Raw genomic sequence first — 25,913 nt, forward strand, 5'->3', positions numbered from 1 at the left:
CATGCCTTAAATGGCCTTGATAACCTTACGAAAACAGCCTACTTTACGCGTTTGATTTGCCTTTTAGCCCAAGTTAAACAGCCGCAGCGCGGACAAAATAAAAAGCCCTGAGTTAAACAACACAGGGCCTTAAGGTATGACGATTTAAAGCAGTCGCTTCGCTAACTTAACGATCCAACTCCATGACTTTGCTCCATGCCGCCACGAAATCGTTAACGAATTTCTGCTTAGAGGTTTCAAAGGCATAAACCTCAGCCACCGCACGCAGCTCTGAATTTGACCCAAAAATCAGATCCACTGACGTTGCCGTCCATTTTTGTGCGCCTGATTTGCGATCAAAGCCCTCGTAAACGCCATCGTTAGCCGACTTTTTCCACACGGTTGACATATCTAACAAGTTAACGAAAAAGTCGTTATTTAATGTACCAGGTTTAGTGGTTAACACACCGTGTTTGCTGCCACTGTGGTTAGCATCTAATGCCCGTAAGCCGCCAACTAGCACGGTCATTTCCGGTACGCTCAGATCTAACTGATCGGCTTTATCCACCAACATTTCCGTTGGTGAGCGGTAGCTGTTTTTGCTGTCAAAGTAGTTTCTAAAACCATCTGCCGTTAACTCTAACAAGCTAAACGAATTGACGTCGGTTTGTGCCTGAGTGGCATCGCCACGACCGGGTGTAAAAGGCACATTAACAGTATAACCGGCATCTTTTGCCGCTTTTTCAATTGCTGCAGCACCGCCTAACACGATTAAATCCGCTAACGACACTTGACGTCGGTTAGAGCGCGCATTAAAGGTTTTTTGCACTTCGGTTAACGCCGCTAACACCTTGGCGGTTTCAGCGGGGTTATTCACCGCCCAATCTTTTTGCGGTGCTAACGCAATACGCGCACCATTTGCGCCGCCTCGCATATCAGATTGACGGTAACTGGCTGCAGAAGCCCAAGCCACGCGCACTAACTCAGGCACGCTTAAACCCGTTTCTAAAATCTTGGCTTTAAGATCTTTAACGGCTTTGGCATCAATGGTCGATTTAGTTTTTTCATCAATCGGATCTTGCCACACCAAAATATCTTGCGGCACGTCTTTACCCAAGAAGTTACGTGGTGGACCCATATCGCGGTGCGTTAACTTGTACCATGCCTTAGCAAAGGCTAAACGATACTCTTCAGGATCCGCTAAGAAGCGCTCCGCAATTTTGCGATATTCTGGATCCACTTTTAACGCCATATCGGCGGTGGTCATCACAGGCGGGTTAAATTTACCTTTAACATGCGCATCCGGCACTACGGTATGTAATGACTCATCAGTAGGGATCCATTGAATAGCACCGGCTGGGCTACGTGTTTGTTTCCACTCGAAATTCAGTAAATTGCTTAAATAGAGTGACGTCCAACGAGTTGGTGCTTGTGTCCAGGCGCCTTCTAAACCACTGGTGACGGTATCTTCAGAGTGACCTTTACCGCATTTGTTTTTCCAGCCTAAACCTTGCTCTTCAATACCGGCAGCAGCAGGCTCTGCACCTACACAATCCGCGGGTTTGTGCGCACCGTGCATCTTACCGAATGTGTGACCGCCGGCAATCAACGCCAAGGTTTCTTCGTCATTCATGGCCATGCGTTCAAACGCGACCCGAATGTTTTTCGCTGAGCCCATGGGATCCGGCACGCCTTTTGGCCCCTCTGGATTGACATAAATTAAGCCCATGTGGGTGGCACCTAACGGCCGTTGTAATTTACCATCGCGATCTTCACGATCACTGGCTAACATTTCGACTTCTGGCCCCCAATACACCATATCCGGTTCCCAGTCGTCCGCTCGGCCACCAGCAAAGCCGTAGGTTTTAAAACCCATATTTTCTAGCGCAACGTTACCCGCCAGTACCATTAAATCAGACCATGATAACGACTCACCGTATTTTTGTTTAATGGGCCATAACAAACGACGAGCTTTGTCCAAATTGCCATTATCAGGCCAGCTATTTAACGGGTCAAAGCGTTGCTGACCACCACCGGCGCCACCACGGCCATCAAGGGTGCGATAAGTCCCCGCGCTGTGCCAGGTCATCCGAATAAAAAACGGGCCATAGTTGCCGAAGTCGGCAGGCCACCAATCTTGAGAAGTGGTCAGTAATTTATCGATATCTTGTTTAACTTTATCCAGATCCAGTTTGTTAAAAGCATCGGCATAACTAAAGTTGCCGCCATAGGGATTTGAACGCGCATCATGATCGCGCAGTGCAGACAGATCCAGTTGATCCGGCCACCAGAATTGATTATTTTTCGCTTGGCCTTCTTTTGCCATACCTGTGCCCATAGCGCCTTTGGGCTTAGTCATTTCGGCCTTGCCATGATTGTCACTTAAGGCACTGCCAGACAACAACAACATACTCATGGCTATCGCCACAGCGGTTTTATTAAAACGTTGTTTTTTCATTATAAGGTTCCTTTGCGTTTACGTTTATACACCTGTAGTAAAAACGGTATTTCACTCTAAAGATTGCAGCGCAGACGTGTGAGCTACAAATTGGTTTACCCATGCCGGCATGTCTGTTTGGCTTTGCTGTCTTGGCTTGGATAACAACGCACTTAAAGAGTATAGCAATTAGCTAATAGATTAGAGTGAATTAAAACGATTACCCTAATCGACTAATATGATGAAAGCAAAAATGCGATGGGTGAAATTGCCGTGATGCAGCGATTTAGCTGAGGTGAACAGTTTGAGGATCTTAGCAGACATAAAAAAATCGCTGATAGCTTAAGCTGACCAGCGATTTTTTAGTAAGTTAAGCCAAAAAGATTAGCCCAACAAGAAAGGATGATTAATTAACGACTGGCGGCAAAGCCATCCGCTTGAATTGATACCCGAGTCACTTCGCCCAGCGTTTGCGCAAAAGATACTAGCTCATCTGCTTTACCCACTAACACAAACTGCAACTGTTGCTGTGGGAAATATTGCTGAATCAACCGCTGTGTATCCGCTAAGGTCAGGCTATCCACTTTTTGCTCAAAGTCGTTAATGTAGCCTTTATCTAGCTGATACAAATGCATGCTACCGAGTAAATTCGCTAACTGGCTATTCGTTTCATAATCTGGTGGAAACTGGCCTTTCACATAAGCTTTAGCCGAGTCTAAGGTTGCTTGGTCGATGCCCTGCTGCCACAGTTTACTGTAGGTTTTCAGCGCTAATTCAATGGTTTGTTGACTGGTTTCGCTGCGGGTAAAGGTACTGATCTGAAAAGCACCACCGCGGCTTAACGCACTAAAACCTGAACGCGCGCCATAGGTTAGCCCGCTGTTAACGCGCAGCTCATCATTTAACCATGAGGTAAAACGGCCACCTAAAATGGTATTGATCACTTCTAAGCCAACAAAATCAGGGTTGTTTTGACTGACCCCGACACCACCGAACATCAATGTGGTCTCTGTCGCATCGGCTTTATCCACTAACAACACCCGCGCTTGGCTGGGCTTACTGACCTCAGCTAATGCTGGTTTTACTGCACTTTGCCCTTGCCAGTCAGCAAAACGCGCTGTTAGTTGCGCCGTTAATTCGCTCACTTGAAAATCACCGGTGACCACTATGGCAATATTATCGGGTTGATAATAACGCTGATAAAACTCAGTAACCGCTTTTAAATCCAGAGAAGCCAAGGATCGCTCGCTGCCACTTCTGGCTTTGGCATAAGGATGGTTGCCATAGAGCAGTGCATCAAAATAACTGCCAATCACATTACGCGGGCTTTCTTTGGCTTGCTGCTGTTGTGCCACTAACCGTGCATGTAATTTGCTAAATTCTGTCGCATCAAACGTCGGCTGCCTTAGCACCGCCGCTAAAATATCCAGCATGCTGTCGGTATCTTTTTGCATAAAGTTCATGCTGAGGTAGCTGGCTTCTTTACCAGCCACGCTATTTAAACTGGCACCAATAAAATCAGTGACTTGCTCTAGTTGTTGCTTGTTTTTATCGCCAGCACCTAACAGCAGGCTTTGTGCGGTTAAAAAGGCTTCGCCACCGCGCTGATCCAGCACAGCACCGGCGCTAATGACCGCCTGCACACTTAATAAGGGCACTTCATGTTGCGGCATTAAATACAGCGTTAAGCCATTGGGCAGCACCACTTGCTGATAATCCGGTAACGTAAATGCCGACACCGACGGTGCGTTATCGCTAGCATTTGACGCAGGGGCAGTTACTGCGGGAGCAGTCAGGCTGCAACCACTGAGCGCCAGACTCGTAGCCAGCACAAGACATACCGCTAGCTTATTTTTGATAAGGTGTTTCATTGATCGGTCTCCTCGTTAGCGGCCAAAATGCCAACGGTGCGGTTTGCCCGAGTTAAATAGCGTGCGGCCACCCGTTGAATATCGGCGGCACTGACTTGATTAAACAGCTCGGCTGTTTGATATAACTTGCGGTAATCACCAAAATACAATTGGTAAGTACCAATGTTATCGGCTTTACCATTAATGGTTTGCATCTCGCGATAAAAATTCATCAGCTGAATATTTTTAGCCTTTTCTAGCTCATTCGCGGTTACGCCGTTTTGGGCCAACGCGCTTAGCGCCTGCAATAACGCTTGTTCTAAGGTGCTTGCCGCAACCCCGGGGCGAGCCACGGCATAGATATAAAATAAATTGGGATCAAACGATAAAGGCACATTAGTAAACACGTTAGTGGCAAGTTGTTGCTCGACGAGGGCTTGATGCAAACGCGAGCTATTGCCGCTGCTGAGAATGGTGCTAAGTAGCTCTAATGCATAGTAATCAGCATCGGAGGTCGCAGGTACATGATAGCCCAGCATAATATTTGCTGAGGTGGCAGAAGCTTTAGTCACAAACACCCTGCGCTCACCCGTTTGCTCTGGCTCAACGGTTTTGACCGCGCGCGGTGCCGGTTGCGCGGGGATCGGCGCAAAATATTGCTCGGCTAAGCGTTTTACTTCCGCAAGGGTCACAGCACCGGCAATCACCACTACCGCGTTATTCGGTGCATAATAAGTTTTATGATACTGCTCTAGATCCTTGATGTCCCAAGATTGAATATCTGACTCATGCCCGATCACCGACCAACTATAAGGATGTGCTTGAAAGGCCACGCCTTTTAATGCTTCGCTTAAGGTGCGGTAATTGGAGTTTTCCAGGCCGGTGCTGCGCTCGGAGATCACCACACCGGTTTCACTGGCTACCATGTCTGGATCAATATCTAAATCGGCAATGCGATCCGCTTCTAAATCAAAGATCGTTTCCAGTGCGGTGTTCGGAAACCAATTGGTATACACGGTTAAGTTTTCCGTGGTGTAGGCGTTATTCGCACCACCTGCCGCTTCCATCACCTGGTCAAACATTTTCGGGCCGTATTTTTTTGAACCGTTAAACATCATGTGCTCAAAAAAATGTGAAATGCCGGTAATACCGGGCGCTTCGTTGCGTGAGCCAACTTTCCAAAATAAATACATATTAGCATTCGGGATCGAGTGATCTTCTAACACTAAAATTTGCATTCCGTTTTCAAGGGTAAATTGCTGAACTTGCCCAGCGGTATTCGCCAGTGTCGGCAAAGCGGTAATGCTCGCCAGCCCTAGCCAACACGCCCAGCGTCTGGCGGTGGAAAAAAATGTCATAACAGCTCCTTAACGATTACCTGTGCGGTAAATGAGTGCAACACGATATACTTGCTAGCATAGGCTGTAAAGCAAGGCTCAGCCTAAAAACCTGGCTTATGGTTTAGATTACTGATTATTTTAATAACAAATCGTCACTGATCGGGATGAACCGGCTTGCTGCATTAACCAAGGCTTGCGCGCTGAGGCTTGGCACGCCATACACTTCGACTTCGGTGTGATATTTGTCAATGAGCCGCTGTGCTAATAGCGCAAAATCACCATCGCCCGAGAGTAAAATCAGTGTGTCACTACTGGCTCCGTATTCAATCGCATCTAGCGTAATACCGACATCCCAATCGCCCTTAGCACTGCCATCGGCGCGTTGTATAAAAGGCTTTAATTTCACTTCAAAACCGATAGCCCGCAAAATATTTTGAAATTGCCGCTGCTTTTCATCGCCACGTTCAATGGCATAGGCAATCGCTTTTACTACGGTGCGATTAGCCGTAGCAAGACGCCAAAAGGCGTTGTAATCAAAGTTACGCTGATAGGCTTCTCGGCTGGTGTAGTAGATGTTTTGCACATCGACCAGAATGGTCACACTGCTCATTGAAATACTCGTTAAAGATAAAAAGCCACGCTAACTGGCAATGTAGCGAGGCGCAAGCTTTTTAATGACGTGCTGCGATTAATGCAGATAACACTGAGGCAAACAACTGCCGGAGCCTGTTCAACCCGGTTTCACAACAAAGTCTCGGGCACCCAACTCTTTTGCTAAAGCACGTAAAGCACTTTGCTGTTTTACCGGTTCATAGGCAAAACAACTGACATACAAGCCCGCGTCGCTGGCGGTATGAATAAATTGGCACACCTCGCTAAAGCCATATTGTGTTGGCTGCACTAACTGCTGATAAGCGGGCGGATTAGTGGCAGGTAAAAAGATTTCTAATTGCTCAACGCCGAGATCAAGTAACGCCTGACAGAGCGACATCGCCTCACTGGGCGCAACTAACCCAAAGCTAACCAAGGTTATCGGCACGCCGTGGCGTTGTTGTTTAAACGCTGGTATCACCTGCTGTAGCAAATCAAGCTGTAATAACGGATCACCGACACCCGCTATTGCCATGCCCTGCAGCTCAAACTCGTTAGAGGCTTGTTGCTCATAACCGTCAACATAGGCCTGCTCTGCCGCGTTAAGCAGTTGCTCAGCCGTTGGCGCAGCAGCCAGTTGCATTAATAAGGTTGGGTTATCGCCAAATGTTAATAACGACTGTGCTGCTGGGAGTTCACTGCCACATTGCAGGGTTAAACGTTGATCATCAAAATATCGAAAAGGGCTGGCACTCATGGTGTCTCCTGCTGATAGCTGAATTTAAAACAACAGCATGACTAAATGCCGTTACCACAGCAAGGCAATGCTGCATAGCGAATAAAAGCGTGCATGACAAAAGGTAGGGTATCGTGCTAAAAGCTAGCTATCAAATGTCATTTTGGGTGAACAATCCCGTAACCTTATCGCCAATTGGAGTGCTCTGTGAACGCATTTACATCCTTAGCCTTAATAATCTTTAGTTTAGTGCTGTTGCCTGTTCAGGCAGCAAGTAAGCACGATAGTGGTCTGACGTATCAGCCAGAACAACAGATCTTGCCAACGCTACCGGCACTGGAGCAAAAAGCCGTAGCAGAAAACAAATTGTTATTAGTTGCGCTAGGGGCAAGTTGGTGTCATGACAGCGTAGCACTACTAGAGCACTTTGCCGAGCCGACCTTTGCTGCTGCGTTAGCCGAGCGATTTGAACTGGTGCTGGTTGATGTTGCCTATCTAGAATTCGGCCAAGCGACCACCATGCGGTATCAGCTGCCCTTGTATTATGGCACACCAACGGTGATGATTATTAATCCCAGTAATCGCCAGCTATTAAATAAATTCGACTTAATGCAGTGGACTAATGCCGCATCTTTTGATGCCGCGGTTTATCAGCAGTATTTTTTACAGACGGACTTTAAACAACAATTTGCTCAATCACAGCAAGCGAGCATTAACACTGCGGCACAGCAACAGATCCTCGACTTTGAACAACAGCAAGCGACAATCTTAGCCCAAGGCTATCAACATCTAAGCCCTTTATTACTGGCCTATGAGACCGATCCGCAAGCCGAACGCGCGACATTTATCGCGGTATGGAATGAGGTGAAAACGTTTCGTAGTCAAATCATTGCCGATGTGCAAGCCCTGCAGCAAGCCGCAATGCTTGATGCCAGCTCGCCTTTAAAGATACCAAGCTATAACGAATTTAGTTTTCTAAAACCTGCCGATGCGGACAAAGAGTAAACAAATTAATAAAAAGCGTACACAAATACTGATCAGTTAGTGTTCAGCATGACGCGGTTTGCTCACATCAACACGCCATGAATCATCCCTGAGGCTCGATTCTGGCTATCCATGGCCTTCAACGGTTGATTTAGAGCAAACAGGTCATGCTTAACTGATTTTGATTACAACCTACATGGTGTTTTTTGCAATCACGTTGTGTTGCGCTATGGCGCAACAATCACTGGCACTAACACTTCATTGCGTCGCATAAACCATGGCATTAACGGCGGGTTGTAACGAGCCCAAGATGGTTCACCCGCGACTTGATACCCTTTATCGTTGATCCACTGCATCAATTTCTCTTTGTGGCGCAAATAGCCCTTTTCATTCCAAAAACCGGAATAAGTAATAGCAGCCATGCGTTGTGCTGGCACTTGCCGAATTTTGACTAAAGGATCACGCGGCTCTGGAATGGTATCAAGCGTAAATTCAGCTGGCATCATAAAACTGACTAACCAACGCCCGGCTTGCTGTTGCTGGCCGACCGGTGTGGTCATATCAATTTTTTGCCCTTCTGCGGCTTGACCAACCGGTGTCGTCATCGCAATGTCTTGTCGAGCGGCATTGTTACCCGAAATGTATTTAAACAAACGCTGAAAAGCCGCATTACCCGCCTCATCAAACTCGGCCGCCACGGCGGTTTCTGCCACGATATGCGGCTCGTACAAACGCAGCTCAAAATCACGCTCAGACACTTCAACCGCATATTTTGCCTCTTCGATAGCCAACGCTTTAACCGCAAAAAGCGACAACAGTAATAACAGAGTTGTTCTTAGTAATGTCATCTTAAATATCCTTAGGTTGAACACGCATTACCTGCGAAACGGCAATGCTGCATTCGGTTGTTAGGGCTATCAACGCGCTTAAGCCACGATACGATCAATCTTAATGTAGTTTTATTTATTAAAAACGAGAAGGATTACTCAGAATCACTGCAACTGCAGAACGACGCTTGATGAAACAGCACTGTCACTGAAAAATAGCAGGTAGTTTAAACAGTGTGATGATTGCAGCAGGCGCTGCTGAAACGCCCTACTGCAGCAGATAGGTAGATAAATGCAATAGGGCTAACACCGCGCCCTACTGCAATTTTTTAAGCTAAGGCTTATTCTACCATTACGGTGCGCACAGCCGGTTTATCCGTAAACGGTTTGATACCTAATTTGGGATAAACGTCACTTGGGTAATAAAACACGCCGCCGCGAGACACCAAGCTGATTGTTTTCACTGCTTTAAAATCGACGGTAGGATCATTAGGCACTAAGAAAAAGTCGGCTAACTTGCCCGCTTCAATACTGCCAAGCTCAGTATGCCCCATGTATTTGGCCATATCGTAACTGGCTAATTTCAGCAGTTCAGCTGGGCTAAAGCCAAGCTGTTGATACAGTTCCAATTCACGGTGCAGCGTAAAAGCACCGCCTAAATCAGTACCGGGCACAATAAAGATACCTTTTTCGCGCATCATGGTTAATGTTTTAACAATTTGCTCGTAAGCACCGCGATAAGCCGCATCTTGTTCAGGGCTTGTCACCTGTACCATCGACACCTTGGCACTACGCTGCACACCCGGTGGCATGTTATCAATATAATCTAATACCGCACGCTGTGTTTCACCGTTGCGCGATAACAACAAACGCTCATGAATAGCTAACGTGGGCTCCATCGCAACGTTATTATCACGCATTAGTTGCAAGGTATACTGTACCGGTTCACTGTTTAAATCCAGCGCGGGTAAGCGGTCTAAGGCCGTTAAGCGCAGCAAGGTGCGCGTATCTTCATCTGGCTGCAACACCCAACCGAGCATCACTTGATTGATATGCGTCAGCTCATGATAACCGGCTTTGATCATGGCATTGGCATTAGAAAACGCAGGTACGTGACCTGACACGCGCATACCGCGCGCTTTGGCAAGCTCGGCCATCGCCGGTACCCACTCACCTTTCATACTGTTATAAATTTTGATACCCGGAAAACCGTTATCGGCATAGGTTTGCACAGCAGCTAAAGCCTGTGCTTCGGTTTCAACTAAAATACCGTTGTTATTATTGGTGGGGCTTTTACCTTCAATCATGCCATAGCGGGAAATGCGCGGCCCGGCCAAAATACCCGCATCAATTTTACCGATTAACTCACCCAGTACCTCTAACGAGTTACCCATGTCGCGAATTGACGTCACACCCGCTAATACATTCATTAAGCCATCATCATCGCCAACATGGCCATGCATATCGTATAAACCGGGTAACAAGCTGCCGCCATTACCGGCAATTTCGGTTTCACCCGGTTGTGTGGCTTCCTCTAACGGGGCAATGCGCTCAATACGACCGTCTTTAACCAATACCGATACCGGCTCAGATAAGGCCAGTTGCTCTGGTTGAAATACCCGCACATTACGAATACGCACGACACCGTCGTAACGATGGGCAAATTCTGCCTGAATCGCTTCAAAGCGCTGAGTAGAATAGTTCGCAGAGCGTTGACGCAGCTGTGCTTCTTCTGCTTCAAAACCTTCACGGATCACAATAAAACGCGGGTTAATAAAGGCAAAAAAGCGCAGTTGCTCATCGAGCACTAAATAATCGGGATCTAAATCTGCACCCGATAAGGCATAAGTGCTTACTGTTAATTCGCTGCCGTTATTATCAACAACCAGGCTTTCCAGCTTTTCTATTGATAATTGCCCTGCAGGTAACGCCGGTAACATTTTGGCTGGGGTATCTAATAACGCCTTGGCCATAATATAGGCACTATATGGGCTGCTATTTTGTGGCACATATAAGGCCATACCCGGCACCGTTTTTTGATCAGCACCGGTGGCATCTTGCCAACTAACTTGCTCGGCAGAGCGCTGCATCTGCTCGCTGATACTATTACCAAAGGTGGTATTACCATTAATTTGCCATGCCGTGGGTAACCCCTGCGCATCTAAACTGAGGATCTCTTTTGAGGCAGGGCCGCGACCATTGCTTTTATAATCATAATCAATACTGATCTGACTACCGGCAGTCATAACATGCAAATGCCCAACACGGTTGCCATTTAACATCACCGTAAAATGTTCTTCGCTGGGTGTTTCGCTAGTCGAGGTTGGCGCCGGTTTGGAGCAGCCAAACAGCATGCCCAACATGACACCACATAACAATAATCGCATTTCAGCTCTCCTTTGAGGCTTTTAAAAGACTTATGGGCTGCAACTCATCTTGGATAAGTAATGCAACTGGCAAACAAGTTGTTAGGTGTAGTTAAACGCTGTGCTGTAAGCCCACCTTGGTGGTGGCGGTGCTTCCGCTAACCCAGCCGCTTAAAATGAGTCTATCCTGCACTACGCAAAACACCAATGGCTGCGCGGCTAGTGCACTTCATTAAAAGACAGTTGGTAGAAATGTGCTTGTACCATAACAACAGCCCTGCTTTAAAGAACGGCGGGTATTTATGGATATTATTTCTGAATTTTTATAAAAAGAAATTAGCGTTTTAAGCGCCGTTTTAAAGATGACTCACCGGAAGAAATCAACATGCAAAGTTTGAACATTCATGGCAAGCATTCGCATTTTGAGGTGTTTAACTTAACCTCAATACAGCAACTGCCATGAATGTTCTCTTAGCATTTTACACTTTAATTAACCCTCAAAATTTTCTAAGCATTCCTCAGGTAAATAATCTCTGAAAATCAAGTTTAGGTTTCAAATTTTGAGCTGATCCGAGCCAATGACTCAGATAACGCCTTAAGCTCACTGGCAATACCATTCACATCACTTTGCACTGTTTTGGAGTTAACAAAAGAGGTAATCATTTTATTCGTATTGCTCACAATTTGTTCGGCCACCATGGTTTGCTCTTCGGTAGCGGTAGCAATCTGCGCATTAAGCAAACTAATTTGTTGAACTTCACCACTTATCTGCTCTATAGAAACACCTGCATCTGCTGCTAAAGTAGCAGAATGCGCTGCGTTTTTTACTGCCTGCTGCATAATGCTAACGGCTTGACTAACATTCTGTGTTAACTCACCCACTACATTTTGCACCTGAATAACCGACTGAGCTGTTTTAGTAGATAAATTACGAACTTCGTCTGCTACAACAGAAAAACCACGGCCATGATCGCCCGCTCGGGCCGCTTCAATGGCAGCGTTTAATGCGAGTAGGTTTGTTTGGTCAGCAATAGCGTTAATGCTACTGAGAATTTGCGTCACATTCTTAGTTTTTTCAGCTAATTCAGTAATCACGGCCTGTGCTTGTGAAATCTCGGTAGAAAGCCCCTCAGAAAAATCTACCGCATGAGTCGTTTTATCAAAGCCGTGCTTCGCTAACTGGCTAGCCTTTTCAGCAGAAATCGCCGCGTCATTAGCTGATTGACTAATATCTCTAACAGACATTTGCATTTCTGCCATGCTTTGACTGACCGTTTCTGAATCCAAGCTTTGCTCATTTGTCATTAATTGAAGATCTTTCATACCAGAAGCAAGATTACGAGAGCTTTTTGTTAAAGGGTCTACCGCATGTGCAAGCTCATTAAAAGAGTCTTGTAACATACTAATAAAGGAATTGAACTCAATAGCAACTTTACCCAGCTCATCATCACTATTTACCGGCAAACGGCTTGCTAAATTTCCTTTACCACTGGCTAATTCGGCTAGAGACGAGCCTAGGGTTTTTGCAGATTGGCTAATTCTGTTGGCAATAATATGACCTAATCCTGCTGTTAATAAAAGTAAGACTCCACCCAATAATAAAATGACTTTTAATGCACGTTCTGAGTTATCAGATACATCAGAAATGGCCTTAGCAAAACGCTGATCAGCTTGTTGCTCGAACTTAAGAAAATCAGCAGACAATGACTCATACAAGCTTGTTTTGGTCTCAACTTGTTTTTTGATTACATCAAAATCTACATCGCCGTCAATAAACCGCTGGGCGATATCAGAGGATAAGTTAGCATAATTGTTGGTTTCTTGAGAAAGCTGCTGCAATGAGTCAGCCCACTCAGGATTTAATGTTTTTAGTCGAACAAGTGTTTCGGAAATTCTTAATTGATTCTGTTTAGCTGTAGCAAGTAAATCGGGATCAGATAGCGTTACAGACTGGGTAAAAAACTCATCTAACGATACAAAATTGGTACGTACTTGCGAAGATAGCTTAGCAGTTTCATACATAAAATCTTGCATCTTCTGGGTCGCATCATTATTTTTAAGGGTAAACAATATACTCACTGTCACTACAGCAGAGAATGCAACAACGGCTAATGCAATCACTAGCCATATTTTGACAATTATTGATAAATTTCTCATAAGGCGACCTCAAAGCCGGCGGTATAACCGCCGGATTTTGATTTTATTTAATAGTATGAACAATTTTTACAGCTGCTGTAGCTTTATCAGCGTTGATGTAACCAATAGCCTTTGGATTAGCAGCAACAAATTCTATTACTTCTGCTTCACTAGCAAGTTCAGCTGGAGGCGTACCTTTTCCTGTAAATACCAGTTTTGACCAATGCGCTTTTAATTGAGAGGATGAGCGACCAACGCCCTTTTCATCAAAATCTGAACGAAGCGCTGAAGACTCGGCTAAATTAACGGCAACAAATGCATTCGAGCGCCCTGTATAAATTCGAACAACTTCCTCCGCATCAACACTCGTATTGTTTGCAGGATTTACGATAACGGCAATATTTGCTGCTGCAGAAAAAGAGAAAGCAACCAACGTGCCTAATAGCATTTTGTTTAACATAACAACTCCTTAAAATACTAAATCAACGCCAAGGGCAATTAAACCAATACGGTCACCAGTGGAATCGTTCTTTTCAGAAGAATATTGCACTTTAAACGCAGCAGATGGGTGAAAATCATAACGAGCACCAAGGTTCCATGTTTTTGCACTTCGCTCTTGTGAACGCACAATACCTTGCACCGGTACAAACAACTGTGCGGGTAACACAGCTTGAAACGGTGTGAAAATATTATCGCGGCTTTCGTTATCTTCAACCTCATAAGATATATAAGGAGTTAGGTTGTTAAAACGTTTACCCAATGAAACATAAAAATTGTTTTGTTCAGCAATAAAACTATTATCTACTGTCACTTGAGTGATTTCACTGACTAAAACCCAGTCGCCATTGTCGTAAGTTAAACCCAAACCTAAAAAAGAACCCGTCTCGTCTTGAATGTCAATGTCACTGACTAAAGTATTTAAACCAAGACCATTCAAGGTATTAAGCAAGCCACCAATGGTAAGCGTTGGCGAGAGTGACGCAGACTCTGCATCAATAGTCACTTTACCTCTTAAATAAGCAACACGGCCGCTTAAGTTGCCGTTTGAAAGCTCCCAAGTTAAACCAAGGATATTTTTAATTTCAGCATCTACCTCAAAACCACTAACCGTTGTCTCTCCGTCGTAAGAACCGGCAACGGCCTGTAAAGTAGAATCTAAACCGCCAATTTGGGCTGTTCGATAAAAAGAAACACCTTCAATGTTATCAAAACCAAGACCATAAACACCTTGAGGAACGCGCAACCAGTCATAAGCATAAGCCACATCTTTAAAATCAGAATACTTGTAAAATGGCGTTCTTAATCTACCCGCATTTATCCGCATATTCTCAGATAATTCGTAAGTAATAAAAGCCCACTCAAATCCGACATCAAAGTCTTTACTGCCACGGCCAATTAATTGCCCAGTTACAGACAATTTTTCACCTAAATCTGATTTAACCTGCAGTGCAAATAAACTCTCATTTTTTAAATCAAAGTTATTATCATAGCCATAAAGCTGCTTATCGCTTTCCGTTGTCATACCACCTTTTATGGATGCGAAACCGTTAATAGCTACATCGGCAAATGCTACGGGGGCACTTAAACACCCTAATAGTGCTAAAGATAAAACTGTTTTTTTCATATGACCCTCTTTAAAGCTGACTGGTTATATAGTCGCTAATGTTGTTACTGTCGCAATTGTCGCAATTGTCGTATTGCAAAATTTTGTTGATATTAGCATATTATTTTTATTTAAAATGAACTCTGGTTCATTTTTCTCAAAATTAATTTCTGACCCTGTAAGTTAAACTACATAATTTCAAACAAAAATATAGTAGTGATCGCTTGATCGAACATCACTAACGCAACGATGGTCTTGAACAAGACTGCACCTCTTATTAGCGGTTACTTCAACATCATGCTTTATTAACACTAAACTGACTTTTGAACAATTTTTGGCCATGCTGGTGAAAAGAAACGTCTCAGATACCAGCAAAAATGTGCTTAAGCGGCTTTATGAGCCGATTTTTCATACAATAAAACAACCGTGATGTCGTTAATGCCAACAGTTTTTTTGTAAAATTAAGGCCTTTAGCTTTTACTTTACAAGCTCAGAGCGCTTCAATTGAGTAATCATGCTTACTAAAGTGTAAGAGGTAAAAGCTACAAATCCATAGCACATTGATTATAGTAGTTCAATTTTGAGCTATCTTTAAATTAATATGAAGGACCATTAAGTTCCCCGTTAGAAACGAATCAACTAAAAAACCAATGAAAAGACGCTAAAAATTACAAATTGACTATAGTCATATAAGTTAATTTTGCAAAAAAACCTATCACAGACATGAGACCTTTTATCGTCTTGTAAAAGTGGAAAGTTGAAAGTTGAAAGTTGAAAGTTGAAAGTAACATTGCGGCATTCTTCAAATACCTTGGAAAGGGCACGAATTGAACACTCAATATTCCCAACTTGAATTGTTACGCTGCTTAAACTTAGCCGTTGTAGTCCACGCTCCAGATACTCGAATTATTTATAGCAATATTCTCGCGTGCGAATTGCTCGGTTTAACTGAAGAACAAATGCAAGGCAAGAAAGGGATTGATCCGGCTTGGAACTTCATCACGGAACAAAGCACTGTTATGCCATTGGCTGACTATCCTGTGAATCGCATAATTTCCTCACGCCAACGTTTAAAAAACCTTGTACTGGGTATAGTAAGCCCTCACCTGTTAGAACCCAATTGGGTGTCTGTTGATGGTTTTCCTGAATTTGATCTTAACGGTGAATTAACCCAAGTCATCATCAACTTTTATGACGTGACTAACCTGAAAAAAGCACAAGAACAACTAAGGCAAAGTGAAGAGTTATTACGTTTATCATCTGAGTTAGCAAATGTTGCAGCTTGGGAAAGAGATCTTGTCACTGGCACAATAACACGTTCGAGCAACCACGATAAATTATATGGTCTCTCAGAGTTAGGACCATACGATTTCAATACTTTTATCAACGCTACCCACCCTGAAGATCGTGAGAAATTTAGCCTCTTCATCGACAGTGCAATAGCGCAAGGAGGCTCTGATCAATATAAATTTGATTTTAGAATACATTATCCTGACCAATCTATTCATTGGTTAAACGTCATAGGCCAAGTTATTGCGCGTGATGAAAATGGCGTTGGTACAAAATTGAGGGGGTTTATTACTGATATCACTGACCGAAAACAAGCTGAATTAGCAGTACAAAAAAGCCAAAAACTTCTTGCAGAAACCGAACAGATCGGCAAAGTCGGAGGCTGGGAGTTTAACATAGACTCAGGCAAACAGACATGGACTGAAGAGGTTTTCCATATCCATGAACTGGATCCTGATTCAGATCCATCAATAGCAATTGGAATTAATTTCTATACTCCAACATCCAAGCCGATTATTGCACTGGCCGTAGATCGAATTATCAAGTATGGCGAACCATTTGATCTAGAACTGGAGATCATCACCGCAAAAGGCAATCTTCGCAATGTGCATGCCATTGGCAGAGCTGACTTTGAAAACCGCAGAGTCTATGGTTTCTTTCAAGATATCACCGATCGGAAACAAGCAGAAGTTCAACTACGGATCGCTGCAACCGCCTTTGAGTCACAACAAGGTATGATGGTAACGGATATCAATAAATCCATTATCAGTGTCAATAAAGCATTTACCACCATTACCGGTTATTCTCCTGAGCAAGCCATAGGCCAAACGCCAAGTCTGCTCCAATCAGGTCGACACAACGCTGACTTTTATCAATCTTTGTGGGCAAGTGTTGAAGCTGATGGATCATGGCAAGGTGAAATTTGGAATAGACGCCAAAACGGCGAGATCTATCCAGAAATACTGAGTATTACGGCGGTTAAAAATGACGAAGGCCAAACCAGCCACTACGTAGGCGTTTTTTCCGACATCTCAGCACGTAAAGCCATCGAAGAAAAGGTCGAACACCTTGCGTTTTACGACTCACTAACCGGTTTGCCGAATCGTCTATTGTTGATTGATCGTATGCAGCAAGCCCTTTCTTCAAGTGTGCGCAGTGGCGCTCAAACAGCTTTGCTATTTGTGGATCTAGACGAGTTTAAAAATATCAACGACACTGCAGGCCATCCCATCGGTGATAAACTGCTTCAGATGGTTGCCAAGCGTCTTGAATCATCAGTACGTGAGGGCGACACCATTGCCAGATGGGGTGGTGACGAATTTGTCGTATTGCTTGAAGGTTTGAATTCCTCTACTGAAGAAGCCGCCAGCCAAGCAGCTTCCATCGGAGAAAAGATTCTCTCTTTGCTCGCTAAAAATTATCGATTGGATGGTTTTGAGCATCAATGCACCGCAAGCATTGGAGTCACTCTAGTAGATTCAAAAAACCTTCAAAACATTGATAATTGCTTGCAGCAAGCAGACCTTGCTATGTATCAAGCCAAAGGGGCAGGCAAGAATACTTTGCGTTTCTTTGAGCCACAAATGCAAGCAAGCATGTCGGCACGCGTTGCCCTTCAAACCGACTTACGTCAAGCTATTTACCTAAAACAATTTTCTTTACATTATCAGGCTCAGGTCGCTGAAGGTATTGGCATTGTCGGTGTTGAGGCGCTCATCCGATGGACACATCCTGAGCATGGTATGATCCCTCCTGCAAACTTTATTCACATCGCTGAGGAGACGGGTTTGATCCTTTCTATTGGAAGCTGGGTATTAGAAACGGCATGCTCTCAACTGGCAAGCTGGGCCAACATTCCTGTAATGGCCGATTTGAGCATTTCCGTCAATGTCAGCGCACGTCAGTTCATGCAAGTCGATTGGGTCGATCAAGTGTTAGCGATCATTAAAAACACAGGGGCTAATCCAAACCTGCTTAAGCTTGAACTTACGGAGAGCATGCTTGCTCAAAATACCGAGGACATCATTGGTAAAATGACTCTGCTCAAAGCTCATGGTATAGGTTTTTCACTAGACGACTTTGGTACTGGCTATTCTTCGCTATCGTATCTGAAGCTTCTACCCATGGACCAGCTGAAAATTGACAGCAGTTTTGTTAGAGATATCTTAATCGATCCTAACGACTCAGCGATCGCACAGATGGTGATTGGTTTAGCCAAGAATTTAGGGTTAACTGTGATTGCCGAAGGCGTCGAGACCGAAGCTCAGCGCCATGCACTGTCAAAACTTGGGTGTTATGAGTATCAGGGGTATCTTTATAGTAAACCGCTACCGATAAGGGAGTTTGAAGCATTCTTGAACCGTTTTGAAAAAAGCGCATTACAAGAATGATGTTAAGAAATCGATGTCTCACACTTTAATAAGTGAAAAAACGATAAGATCCTAGGTTAAACTGAATCGTCACATTAAACTCTTGTCTAGAGCCTGCTTATTGTGGCTGCGAATTAGGCTTTTGCTTGTTTCGTTTATTGCGTAATATCTTACCAACACTTACTTTATTGGCTTAGATATATTAGGCTATTACTTAAATAGTGTTGGCATTTATTGGCTATCTAGCTAGAAAAGGTTGTCTAGCTCTACCCAATAACCTTGAGTAAAAATGGATCACCGTCATTACCTATGAACCGCTGCCAAATGCTCATAAGAGCAACTCTTCTGGTTGTTTTGTGTTTGTGGTCACTGCTTGCGACAGCAGATACCGCACTTACTGACACTGAAATTGCGCTTGTGAATGAGCGTTTATTTTTACTTGATGACCCAAAATCCAGCTTAACGCCGCAGCAAGCCTTTGCCGCATACAAACGCAATGAATTTACTCAAAATACTCAAAATAAAGTGAGTTTCGGTTTTACCCAAAGCACAATCTGGGCGGTATTAACTGTTGAAAATGTGACAGATGCACCTTTGCAAGGCGTTATAAAGATTGATAATGCCTGGTTAGATAATATTGATCTGTATTTTTTTACCGCCGACCAATTAACTTACCAGGTATCTACAGGCGATAACGTGCCTTTCTCAGATCGCTCACGCAGAGATCGCATGCCGTCGGTTGCACATAAATTTCCGCTGGGCACGTCTCATGTGCTTTTTCGAATTAACTCTGAAGACCCTCTTACCATTCCTGTCTACATGGGCAGCGAAAGGGCAATGGCCAAGGCCTTAACCAAAAATGCTTATGTTTATGGTGTTCTGTATGGTGGCTTACTGATATTGCTGATATACAACTTAGCGTTATACTTTTACTTAAAAGAAATTAAGTACTTACTTTACCCCATCTACCTGTTTGCCTTTACTGCATTTAATTTCACTTATACCGGACATGGTTTTTGGCTGCTTTGGTCTGGATCGGTCAGCCTGCAGCAGTGGTTAATGCCAAGCCTCATGTTTTGCTATTTGATCTCAGCAGTCATGTTTACTATTGGCTTTTTGAATACACGGACTTGTTTACCCGCCTTGTATACCTACAGGCAGCGCATCTATGCCAGTTTAATAGTCATAGCGGCTCTGATATTTTTGTCTGGTGATCGCGCGTTTATCATCATGATCCAGTTAATTATGCTAACCATCCTATCGGTTTGGATGCTCGTGATTGGATGCCTAGCTTTCAAAAATAACGATCCGCTAGCCAAGTTTTTTATTCCCGCCATAATTATGGGAACCGGCGGCGCAACCATTTCTAGTTTTGCCACTTGGGGCATTATTCCTTATTCGCAATGGGCGTTTCGAGGAATAGAAGTAGGCATGCTGTTAGAGATGTCATTGCTGTCTATCTCGCTTGGTTTTAATTTTAAGTTAGCGCAAAAGGCGCGTATTACCGCAGAAAGCAATGCACTGCACGATCCTCTGACCAACTTGTATAACCGCCGGGCATTTTCTAAGCTTGTTTACCCAAGTTGGGAGTTGGGTAAAAGGCACAATATTCCAATGTCCATCATGTTGATGGACTTAGATTGGTTTAAACGCATTAATGACCAATTTGGTCATGCCGCCGGTGACATGGTACTGGAAGCGGTGGCTAAAGAAATTAAGAGTCGGATACGTGATTCTGACATTCCATTGCGCTGGGGAGGCGAAGAGTTTTTATTATTTTTGCCCAATACCACGAGTGATCAGGCGCAACAACTCGCAAAAAGTCTGCGAGCACAAATTGAAAAAATTGACCTAAATAAAATAGGCAATGTGACGATGAGTATTGGTGTGGTAAGTGCCACTCCAAATCAAATTGATCTGGATAAATTAATTATTTTGGCTGATGAGGCACTCTATTCGGCCAAGGAGAAAGGCAGAAATACCGTGGTTGTAACAAGTTACAACACGCCTGTTGCCGACTAGCCGCACTTTGCATCAAATCATGATGCTGTAAAGGTCATCTCTTCAACTGAGTTAAATCAAGCCCCTTAATGACACAACTATTAGTATTTACGAAATGGTTAAAAGAGTTAGTTAAAAATACCACGAGTAAAGACAGGTTTCTCTAAATCATAAAGCTGGCCTATTAAGCATAAAAAATAAACCGCGGCCTTGGAGCAGCGGTTTATGTAATGGCTCGATGCAGAAAAAGTGTGCCTTAGAACTAAGATTGCGTCAGCAAATCCGAATACTTAGGCAGATACTTTATCTAACTCGGCTTTTAAGTAATGTGCCAGTTCAAGCATACCAAATTGCCCCGCTTTGGCCTCAGCGTCTGAATTATAATTGGTGTTAGTATTCACATCATAGGCATAGCTGTTGCCATCTGCATCTTGAATGGCCTCGATACCCGCAACGTCAATGCGATTCGCTTTTAAAAAAGATTCATACTGCTCAATAAAGGCGGGGCGATAATCTTGTAGTATTTCAAATTTCGCTTTGGGCTGTGCCGGTTTTTCATCTGTTGGGCAGAACATGTCACCTATTGAACAGGCATCGGCTGGGCAAAGCTCGAACCCTTCAGAGGTATCCACTTTCACAGCATACAAAAACTTACCACCAATAAACTCATGTCGGATGATAAAGGGCTCGGTTGCTTTAATATATTGCTGAATAAGGGTAATGCCATCCACCGGCGCATCAAAGTAAGGACCATCAAGATACTCTTGCAGTGCCTGTACCGAGTGAAATAATTGCACACCTTGCCCCTTGCCCGCACGGTTATGCTTGGTGATAAATGAGCCCATGCCTAACGAGTTTGCAGCGGCGATGATGTGTTTTTTGCCTACGGCAGCAATAGTTTTTGGCGTGGCGATACCGGCTTTTTCTAAAGCCAAGTATTGATGTACTTTACTGATCTCTAAACGCAATGCGTTACTGCCGTTGATCACTTTACGGCCATGAAATTCCAGCCAAGCGATTACTGCGCCAGCCAGTTCTGGGGCAAACCGGTGATCACGGGTATGAGAAGAAGCACTCATACGATTATAAAAAACACCCTCGGGTGGCTCACTGGCTAAATCGATGATGCCCTCATCTAAATGCCATAGCTCATAAGGGAAATGCAATTCATCGAGTCGATTTTGTAAATGCACGGTCCAATCATTGTTTTCATGTAACACGTAAATCTTGCTCATGCTATGTTGCCCTTGATGACTCATTTAGGATTGTTGGGTTTGTTGCCTTTACCTGAAAGATAACGCTTCAGTGATCTGTAATGCTTTAACACTAAATAACAGATGGCTCAATCAGCTTGAATCGGTACCTTGTTACGCCAAAGGCGATTTATCAGCGATGTCGTTGCATTGCTCAAGAATAAAGCCAATTTCAGTGACAAAAAAGCCCTCAAATTCGAGGGCTCACATTATTACCGATAACGACAAAAAGACAAATAACCCTTTTTGTATTGTTGGCAGTAAACCTTTTTTATTAGGCATCAAAGGGGTGAATGCACTCACATTTCCTTTATTTTTAAATAAGTCATTAACAACATGTCGCACCATGAAATATTGCGACATAACTAACAAGTCAGTTATGAGCTAGCAGGCGTCAATGGCCTATTTTCAAACATGAAGAACTCCCAACAACATTTAAGCTAATAAATTAATATGCGTCATGCCAAACACTTAAAAACATGAATCTTACCAACTTTGGATTTTAATAAATCACGTTTTGCCATATAAAAATTGTTATTTTGAAGCTGATGTTTTGTATGAGTAAGTTTTCAGCTCAACTTCCGCTTGTTGACAATCAGCATGCTTGGCACTAATAGGTAATAACATCCAGTGACGTCGATGTGCGAAACCGACATCCAGCGCCTGTGCAACATCAAAGCAACTATTTTCGAGCAAGCTTTCTTCAATTAATACATACTGATGCTCATTTTGCTGCCAATGATAAGCGGCCATTAATTGCTGATCATTAGGCGTATGCGCTCCAAAATGATACATAGCATAAGGTGAAAATAAGAAAAATTGTTCTGAAAAATTAACTAAAGCGATTTGTGGCTGGGTTTCTTGTCGTGCCGCAAATTGCAGCTGTACTTGATCATAAATTGAGATCGGTGTGCTAGCGTTATTTCTGAGTTGATAACCATAGGTACTATAGGATAACCACAACACGCTAAAAAATACCGGCCAAGCAAGCCATTTATAGCTTCTATTTAGCAGTAAAGTTACTATACCCATAACACCAATAAGCAAAAATAAGTACCAAGGTTCTATCTCAATTTTCAGCGCTAATTTGCTTACGGCCTTTACATCGGCTAAGCCTAAAATCGCCAACAAAGTAAAAAGCAAACTTAAACCTAGTGTAAAAACAAATAAGCTATTTTTAAGTAATTTTTTCGATAAAAGCTCTTTGTAATAAGGGGCAATAGCAATAACGAGCATAGGCAATGCTGGCAAAATATACACACCTCGCTTACCAGAACTTGCACTGAAAAACGCGATGACTAATAACACATACCCTAAAGGCAGGAGAATACGGCCGTCATATTGCTTTACTGCGGCTAGCCAAGGTTTAATTAACCAAGGCACGGTGAGAATGGCAGGTAACCAAAATACCGGTATCACTGAGGTAATGAAATACCACGCAGGCTTTACATGATGCCAAGCATCGGCATAACGGGTCACCGTTTGCTTTAATAAAATATTATCGCGGTATATTTCATAAGCATTGTTATCAGCTTGCGCAACCAACAATAGCATCGGAATAAACCATAAACTAATCGCCGCTAACATAAAAACTGGCCCAGTGAACCAGGTCCAGAGCGGGTGTTGCACAACTCGCTGCGAGCGTTCTGTGTTTCGCGCATACCAAATATATGGCAGCAGCATAAATACGGGTAAAAACCCGACACCTTTGGTGATAACACCAATACCCATAAAAAACCACGCAAGCGCATACCATTTAAATTGACCATCGACTAAGCAATACCTTAACAGTCCATAGCAACCTAGGGTGATCCAAGCACAAACCATGGCGTCAATCTGCGCGGTTTTTGCTTGCAACAAAAACTGAAGACTAAATAACAATAGCCAGCCTGCTACCAGAGCCGTTTTTTTGTCCCATAGCCGTTTTGTAATGTCATACACTAATACCAACGTTAACATCCCCGCCAAGGCACTAGGCAATAGAAAAGACCAGCGCATTGAACCCGTTAGCCAATAAAAAAAGGCAATCGTCCACATAAAAATGGGGGGCTTATCGGGATAAAGTTCTTCGGCACGGGCAGGAAAAAACCATTGGCCCGTTTCAACCATCTCTTTTGCAATAAAAGCAAATCTAGGTTCATCCGCAGGCCAGGGATCACGCAGCCCCATACCGGAAAAAATAAGTACTGCCGCCACAAAAAATAATAGCCAGCTAGTCGCACCAGCTTGTTGCAGAAACGCTGGAAGATAAGTTGGTTTAAGGGTATTCATAACTCTTCCTTGGCACTAGGCTTGAGTGCGTTATTATCGCTACTGCTGAATTCAACGGCGCTGCGTTTGTATCGTTTATAAAGATGAATGCTGAGAACACTTGAAATTGCTAACATCACAATACTGACAGCAATTTTCCAATCAGAACCGATTAATATCCCTTTACCAAGTAAAGCAAAAACAATCATTTGCGGCAGATATCCTACCGCAGACCCAATAAAAAAAGCGCGTGCATTTATCCGTGAGGCGCCCGCAAGCAAGTTAGTAATAAGATTACTGCCAATGGGTAATAACCTTATAATGATCGTTTTACGCGTAGGTTGTGCAGCTAAGAAACCAGCAATTGCTGCTGTTTGGCGTGCAAATCGCTTAACAATTAACGGTGATATGGCATATTTAGAAATATAAAACACCAACGAACATCCGAGAACAGCTGCCAAAGTTGCAATTAAGGTTCCCCACACAAAGCCAAATGCATATCCGCCAAGAAAAGCCACTAGCTGTCTTGGAAAGCCGCATGCCGTTAGCACTGTACCAATGACTAGAAAGTAGATCAGCCCTTGAATACCGTTTTCTCTGATATCGCGATCAATCCATTCTTGATTAAACGACGACAAAAAATCAAAATCAGTCAAGATCCAACCGATAACTAAGCACAAAACAAAAGTGGCAATGCTTTGTTTATACCATTTAACGTTAACGTGATCAGAGTGTGATTGAGTCATTTATAGTGGTAAATAATATGTTGGTTTAAGTCTGTTAATTTTTAGTTGTACAGGTGGTTTCAGTAACATGTACCCTTTTATTGCGTTTTTGCAGCCACATTACACCTAGCATATCGATTAACCCTGCAAACAAACGCCCCCACATACCATATTTTGATTGGCCATGTTGACGATCTCGGTGGCTCACTTCTACTACAACGATGCTACCGCCTAAGCGCTTGATAAGTGCCGGTAAATAACGGTGCATGTGATTAAAGTACGGTAGCTTGTTAAAGGTTGCTTTTGGAAAAACTTTCAACCCACAACCGGTATCAGGAGAATCATCATTTAATAATTTGGCTCTAACACTATTAGCTACTTTTGACTGGAAACGTTTCCAAGAGGTGTCTTTTCGCGCTTTACGGTAGCCAGCAATACAAAAGTCTTGCTCAATGAGTTTAACTTTTTCAGCATGTTGTAATAAGGTTGGGATATCGGCTGGGTTATTTTGCCCATCAGCATCAAGTGTGACAATTAAATCACCACGGGCAAATTGAATACCTGAATAGACGGCTGTGCTTTGGCCAACAGATTTTTGGTGTCTTACCAGTTGTACCTTTGTGGGATAAGCATCATGTAATGCCATAATTTTTGTATAAGTATCATCCGTGCTACCATCGTCGATGTAGATGATCTCAAAATCATTTCTATTGGAAAAACAATCAAAAATTTCTAACACCAATGGCGAAATATTATCGGCTTCGTTTTTGGCTGGTATCACAACACTAATGCAAATCGTTTCAGGCATCCGTTTCTCGCTTAAAAGGCCAACTATTCATCATGAGCTATAATTCATTATAAACAGCTTTCCCTTAAGTTTTCCTTAAGGCATTTTTATACAGTCAAATAGCCGAACCTCTGAGGTATCTTCTTAAATTATCCAATTAAAATATAATGTTAAGTAATTTTTGAAGATTCATGACGTTTCGCAGCTTTTCATATCAGATATGTGACAAAACTAACAGGGATCCCATTATTTCAAAAGGGTATCCTTATTAATCACCTAACAAAAAGCCCACACAAGGTGGGCTTAAGTTTTAAACGACTTATTTCCGGTAAACGACTTATTTAATCCCATTAAACGACTTATTTAATGGAAACAACAATTATCAACAA

At 43.4% G+C, this 25,913-nt stretch carries 17 protein-coding genes; 3 read left to right on the forward strand and 14 right to left on the reverse strand.

Translation table 11 applies throughout. The features are described from left to right. Positions 1-166 precede the first annotated feature (166 nt). The 5 genes from katG to ORJ01_RS02105 all read right to left on the reverse strand — a co-directional run bounded on the left by katG (position 167) and on the right by ORJ01_RS02105 (position 6,954). Entirely contained in the window at positions 167-2,437 is a 2,271-nt protein-coding gene (gene katG / locus ORJ01_RS02085; protein WP_306176806.1) for a catalase/peroxidase HPI, read from the reverse strand. A gap of 389 nt (positions 2,438-2,826) precedes the next feature. After that, the gene (locus tag ORJ01_RS02090) at positions 2,827-4,287 is read right to left on the reverse strand and encodes a pitrilysin family protein (protein ID WP_306176807.1); all 1,461 of its coding nucleotides are present in this window, start codon (positions 4,285-4,287) and stop codon (positions 2,827-2,829) included. Beyond that, positions 4,284-5,624, reverse strand: coding sequence for a pitrilysin family protein (locus ORJ01_RS02095; protein ID WP_306176808.1), 1,341 nt, complete (start codon positions 5,622-5,624; stop codon positions 4,284-4,286). The genes ORJ01_RS02090 and ORJ01_RS02095 overlap by 4 nt, the downstream gene beginning before the upstream one ends. Positions 5,625-5,739: 115 nt before the next feature. Continuing rightward, positions 5,740-6,216 (reverse strand): NYN domain-containing protein, encoded by a 477-nt coding sequence (locus ORJ01_RS02100; RefSeq protein WP_306176809.1) that lies wholly within the window; start codon positions 6,214-6,216, stop codon positions 5,740-5,742. A 120-nt stretch (positions 6,217-6,336) separates the two neighbouring features. Next, the gene (locus tag ORJ01_RS02105; protein WP_306176810.1) at positions 6,337-6,954 is read right to left on the reverse strand and encodes a hydrolase TatD; all 618 of its coding nucleotides are present in this window, start codon (positions 6,952-6,954) and stop codon (positions 6,337-6,339) included. A 186-nt stretch (positions 6,955-7,140) separates the two neighbouring features. On the opposite strand from ORJ01_RS02105, the gene ORJ01_RS02110 reads away from it, so the two are divergent. Further along, the gene (locus ORJ01_RS02110; protein ID WP_306176811.1) at positions 7,141-7,938 is read left to right on the forward strand and encodes a thioredoxin family protein; all 798 of its coding nucleotides are present in this window, start codon (positions 7,141-7,143) and stop codon (positions 7,936-7,938) included. Between the two features lie 206 nt (positions 7,939-8,144). Here ORJ01_RS02110 and ORJ01_RS02115 read toward each other — a convergent pair whose 3' ends face one another. The 5 genes from ORJ01_RS02115 to ORJ01_RS02135 all read right to left on the reverse strand — a co-directional run bounded on the left by ORJ01_RS02115 (position 8,145) and on the right by ORJ01_RS02135 (position 14,870). Further along, the gene (locus tag ORJ01_RS02115) at positions 8,145-8,765 is read right to left on the reverse strand and encodes a heme-binding protein (RefSeq protein WP_306176812.1); all 621 of its coding nucleotides are present in this window, start codon (positions 8,763-8,765) and stop codon (positions 8,145-8,147) included. A gap of 320 nt (positions 8,766-9,085) precedes the next feature. After that, entirely contained in the window at positions 9,086-11,131 is a 2,046-nt protein-coding gene (locus ORJ01_RS02120; protein ID WP_306176813.1) for an amidohydrolase family protein, read from the reverse strand. Positions 11,132-11,656: 525 nt separating this feature from the next. Next, positions 11,657-13,267, reverse strand: coding sequence for a methyl-accepting chemotaxis protein (locus tag ORJ01_RS02125; RefSeq protein ID WP_306176814.1), 1,611 nt, complete (start codon positions 13,265-13,267; stop codon positions 11,657-11,659). 43 nt (positions 13,268-13,310) lie between these two features. Then, positions 13,311-13,706, reverse strand: a complete 396-nt coding sequence (locus ORJ01_RS02130) for a phosphate ABC transporter substrate-binding protein (RefSeq protein ID WP_226750773.1) — start codon at positions 13,704-13,706, stop codon at positions 13,311-13,313. A 9-nt stretch (positions 13,707-13,715) separates the two neighbouring features. Then, entirely contained in the window at positions 13,716-14,870 is a 1,155-nt protein-coding gene (locus ORJ01_RS02135; protein WP_306176815.1) for a porin, read from the reverse strand. A gap of 806 nt (positions 14,871-15,676) precedes the next feature. Here ORJ01_RS02135 and ORJ01_RS02140 point away from each other — a divergent pair. Both ORJ01_RS02140 and ORJ01_RS02145 read left to right on the forward strand, forming a co-directional pair. Then, the gene (locus tag ORJ01_RS02140) at positions 15,677-18,529 is read left to right on the forward strand and encodes an EAL domain-containing protein (protein WP_306176816.1); all 2,853 of its coding nucleotides are present in this window, start codon (positions 15,677-15,679) and stop codon (positions 18,527-18,529) included. A gap of 339 nt (positions 18,530-18,868) precedes the next feature. Further along, positions 18,869-20,530 carry a diguanylate cyclase gene (locus ORJ01_RS02145; protein ID WP_306176817.1) on the forward strand — a complete coding sequence of 554 codons (1,662 nt, stop codon included), beginning with the start codon at positions 18,869-18,871 and terminating at the stop codon, positions 20,528-20,530. Between the two features lie 269 nt (positions 20,531-20,799). Here ORJ01_RS02145 and ORJ01_RS02150 read toward each other — a convergent pair whose 3' ends face one another. The 4 genes from ORJ01_RS02150 to ORJ01_RS02165 all read right to left on the reverse strand — a co-directional run bounded on the left by ORJ01_RS02150 (position 20,800) and on the right by ORJ01_RS02165 (position 25,545). Beyond that, the gene (locus ORJ01_RS02150) at positions 20,800-21,744 is read right to left on the reverse strand and encodes a RimK family alpha-L-glutamate ligase (protein WP_306176818.1); all 945 of its coding nucleotides are present in this window, start codon (positions 21,742-21,744) and stop codon (positions 20,800-20,802) included. A 552-nt stretch (positions 21,745-22,296) separates the two neighbouring features. Then, positions 22,297-24,033 carry a glycosyltransferase family 39 protein gene (locus ORJ01_RS02155; protein ID WP_306176819.1) on the reverse strand — a complete coding sequence of 579 codons (1,737 nt, stop codon included), beginning with the start codon at positions 24,031-24,033 and terminating at the stop codon, positions 22,297-22,299. Next, positions 24,030-24,668, reverse strand: coding sequence for a TVP38/TMEM64 family protein (locus tag ORJ01_RS02160; RefSeq protein WP_306176820.1), 639 nt, complete (start codon positions 24,666-24,668; stop codon positions 24,030-24,032). The genes ORJ01_RS02155 and ORJ01_RS02160 overlap by 4 nt, the downstream gene beginning before the upstream one ends. 124 nt (positions 24,669-24,792) lie before the next feature. Then, on the reverse strand, positions 24,793-25,545 hold the full coding sequence (locus ORJ01_RS02165) for a glycosyltransferase family 2 protein (RefSeq protein ID WP_306176821.1): 753 nt from the start codon (positions 25,543-25,545) through the stop codon (positions 24,793-24,795). Positions 25,546-25,913 lie beyond the last annotated feature (368 nt).

Source organism: Alishewanella sp. SMS8 (assembly GCF_030737935.1).
In the GTDB taxonomy this organism is placed as follows: domain Bacteria; phylum Pseudomonadota; class Gammaproteobacteria; order Enterobacterales; family Alteromonadaceae; genus Alishewanella; species Alishewanella maricola.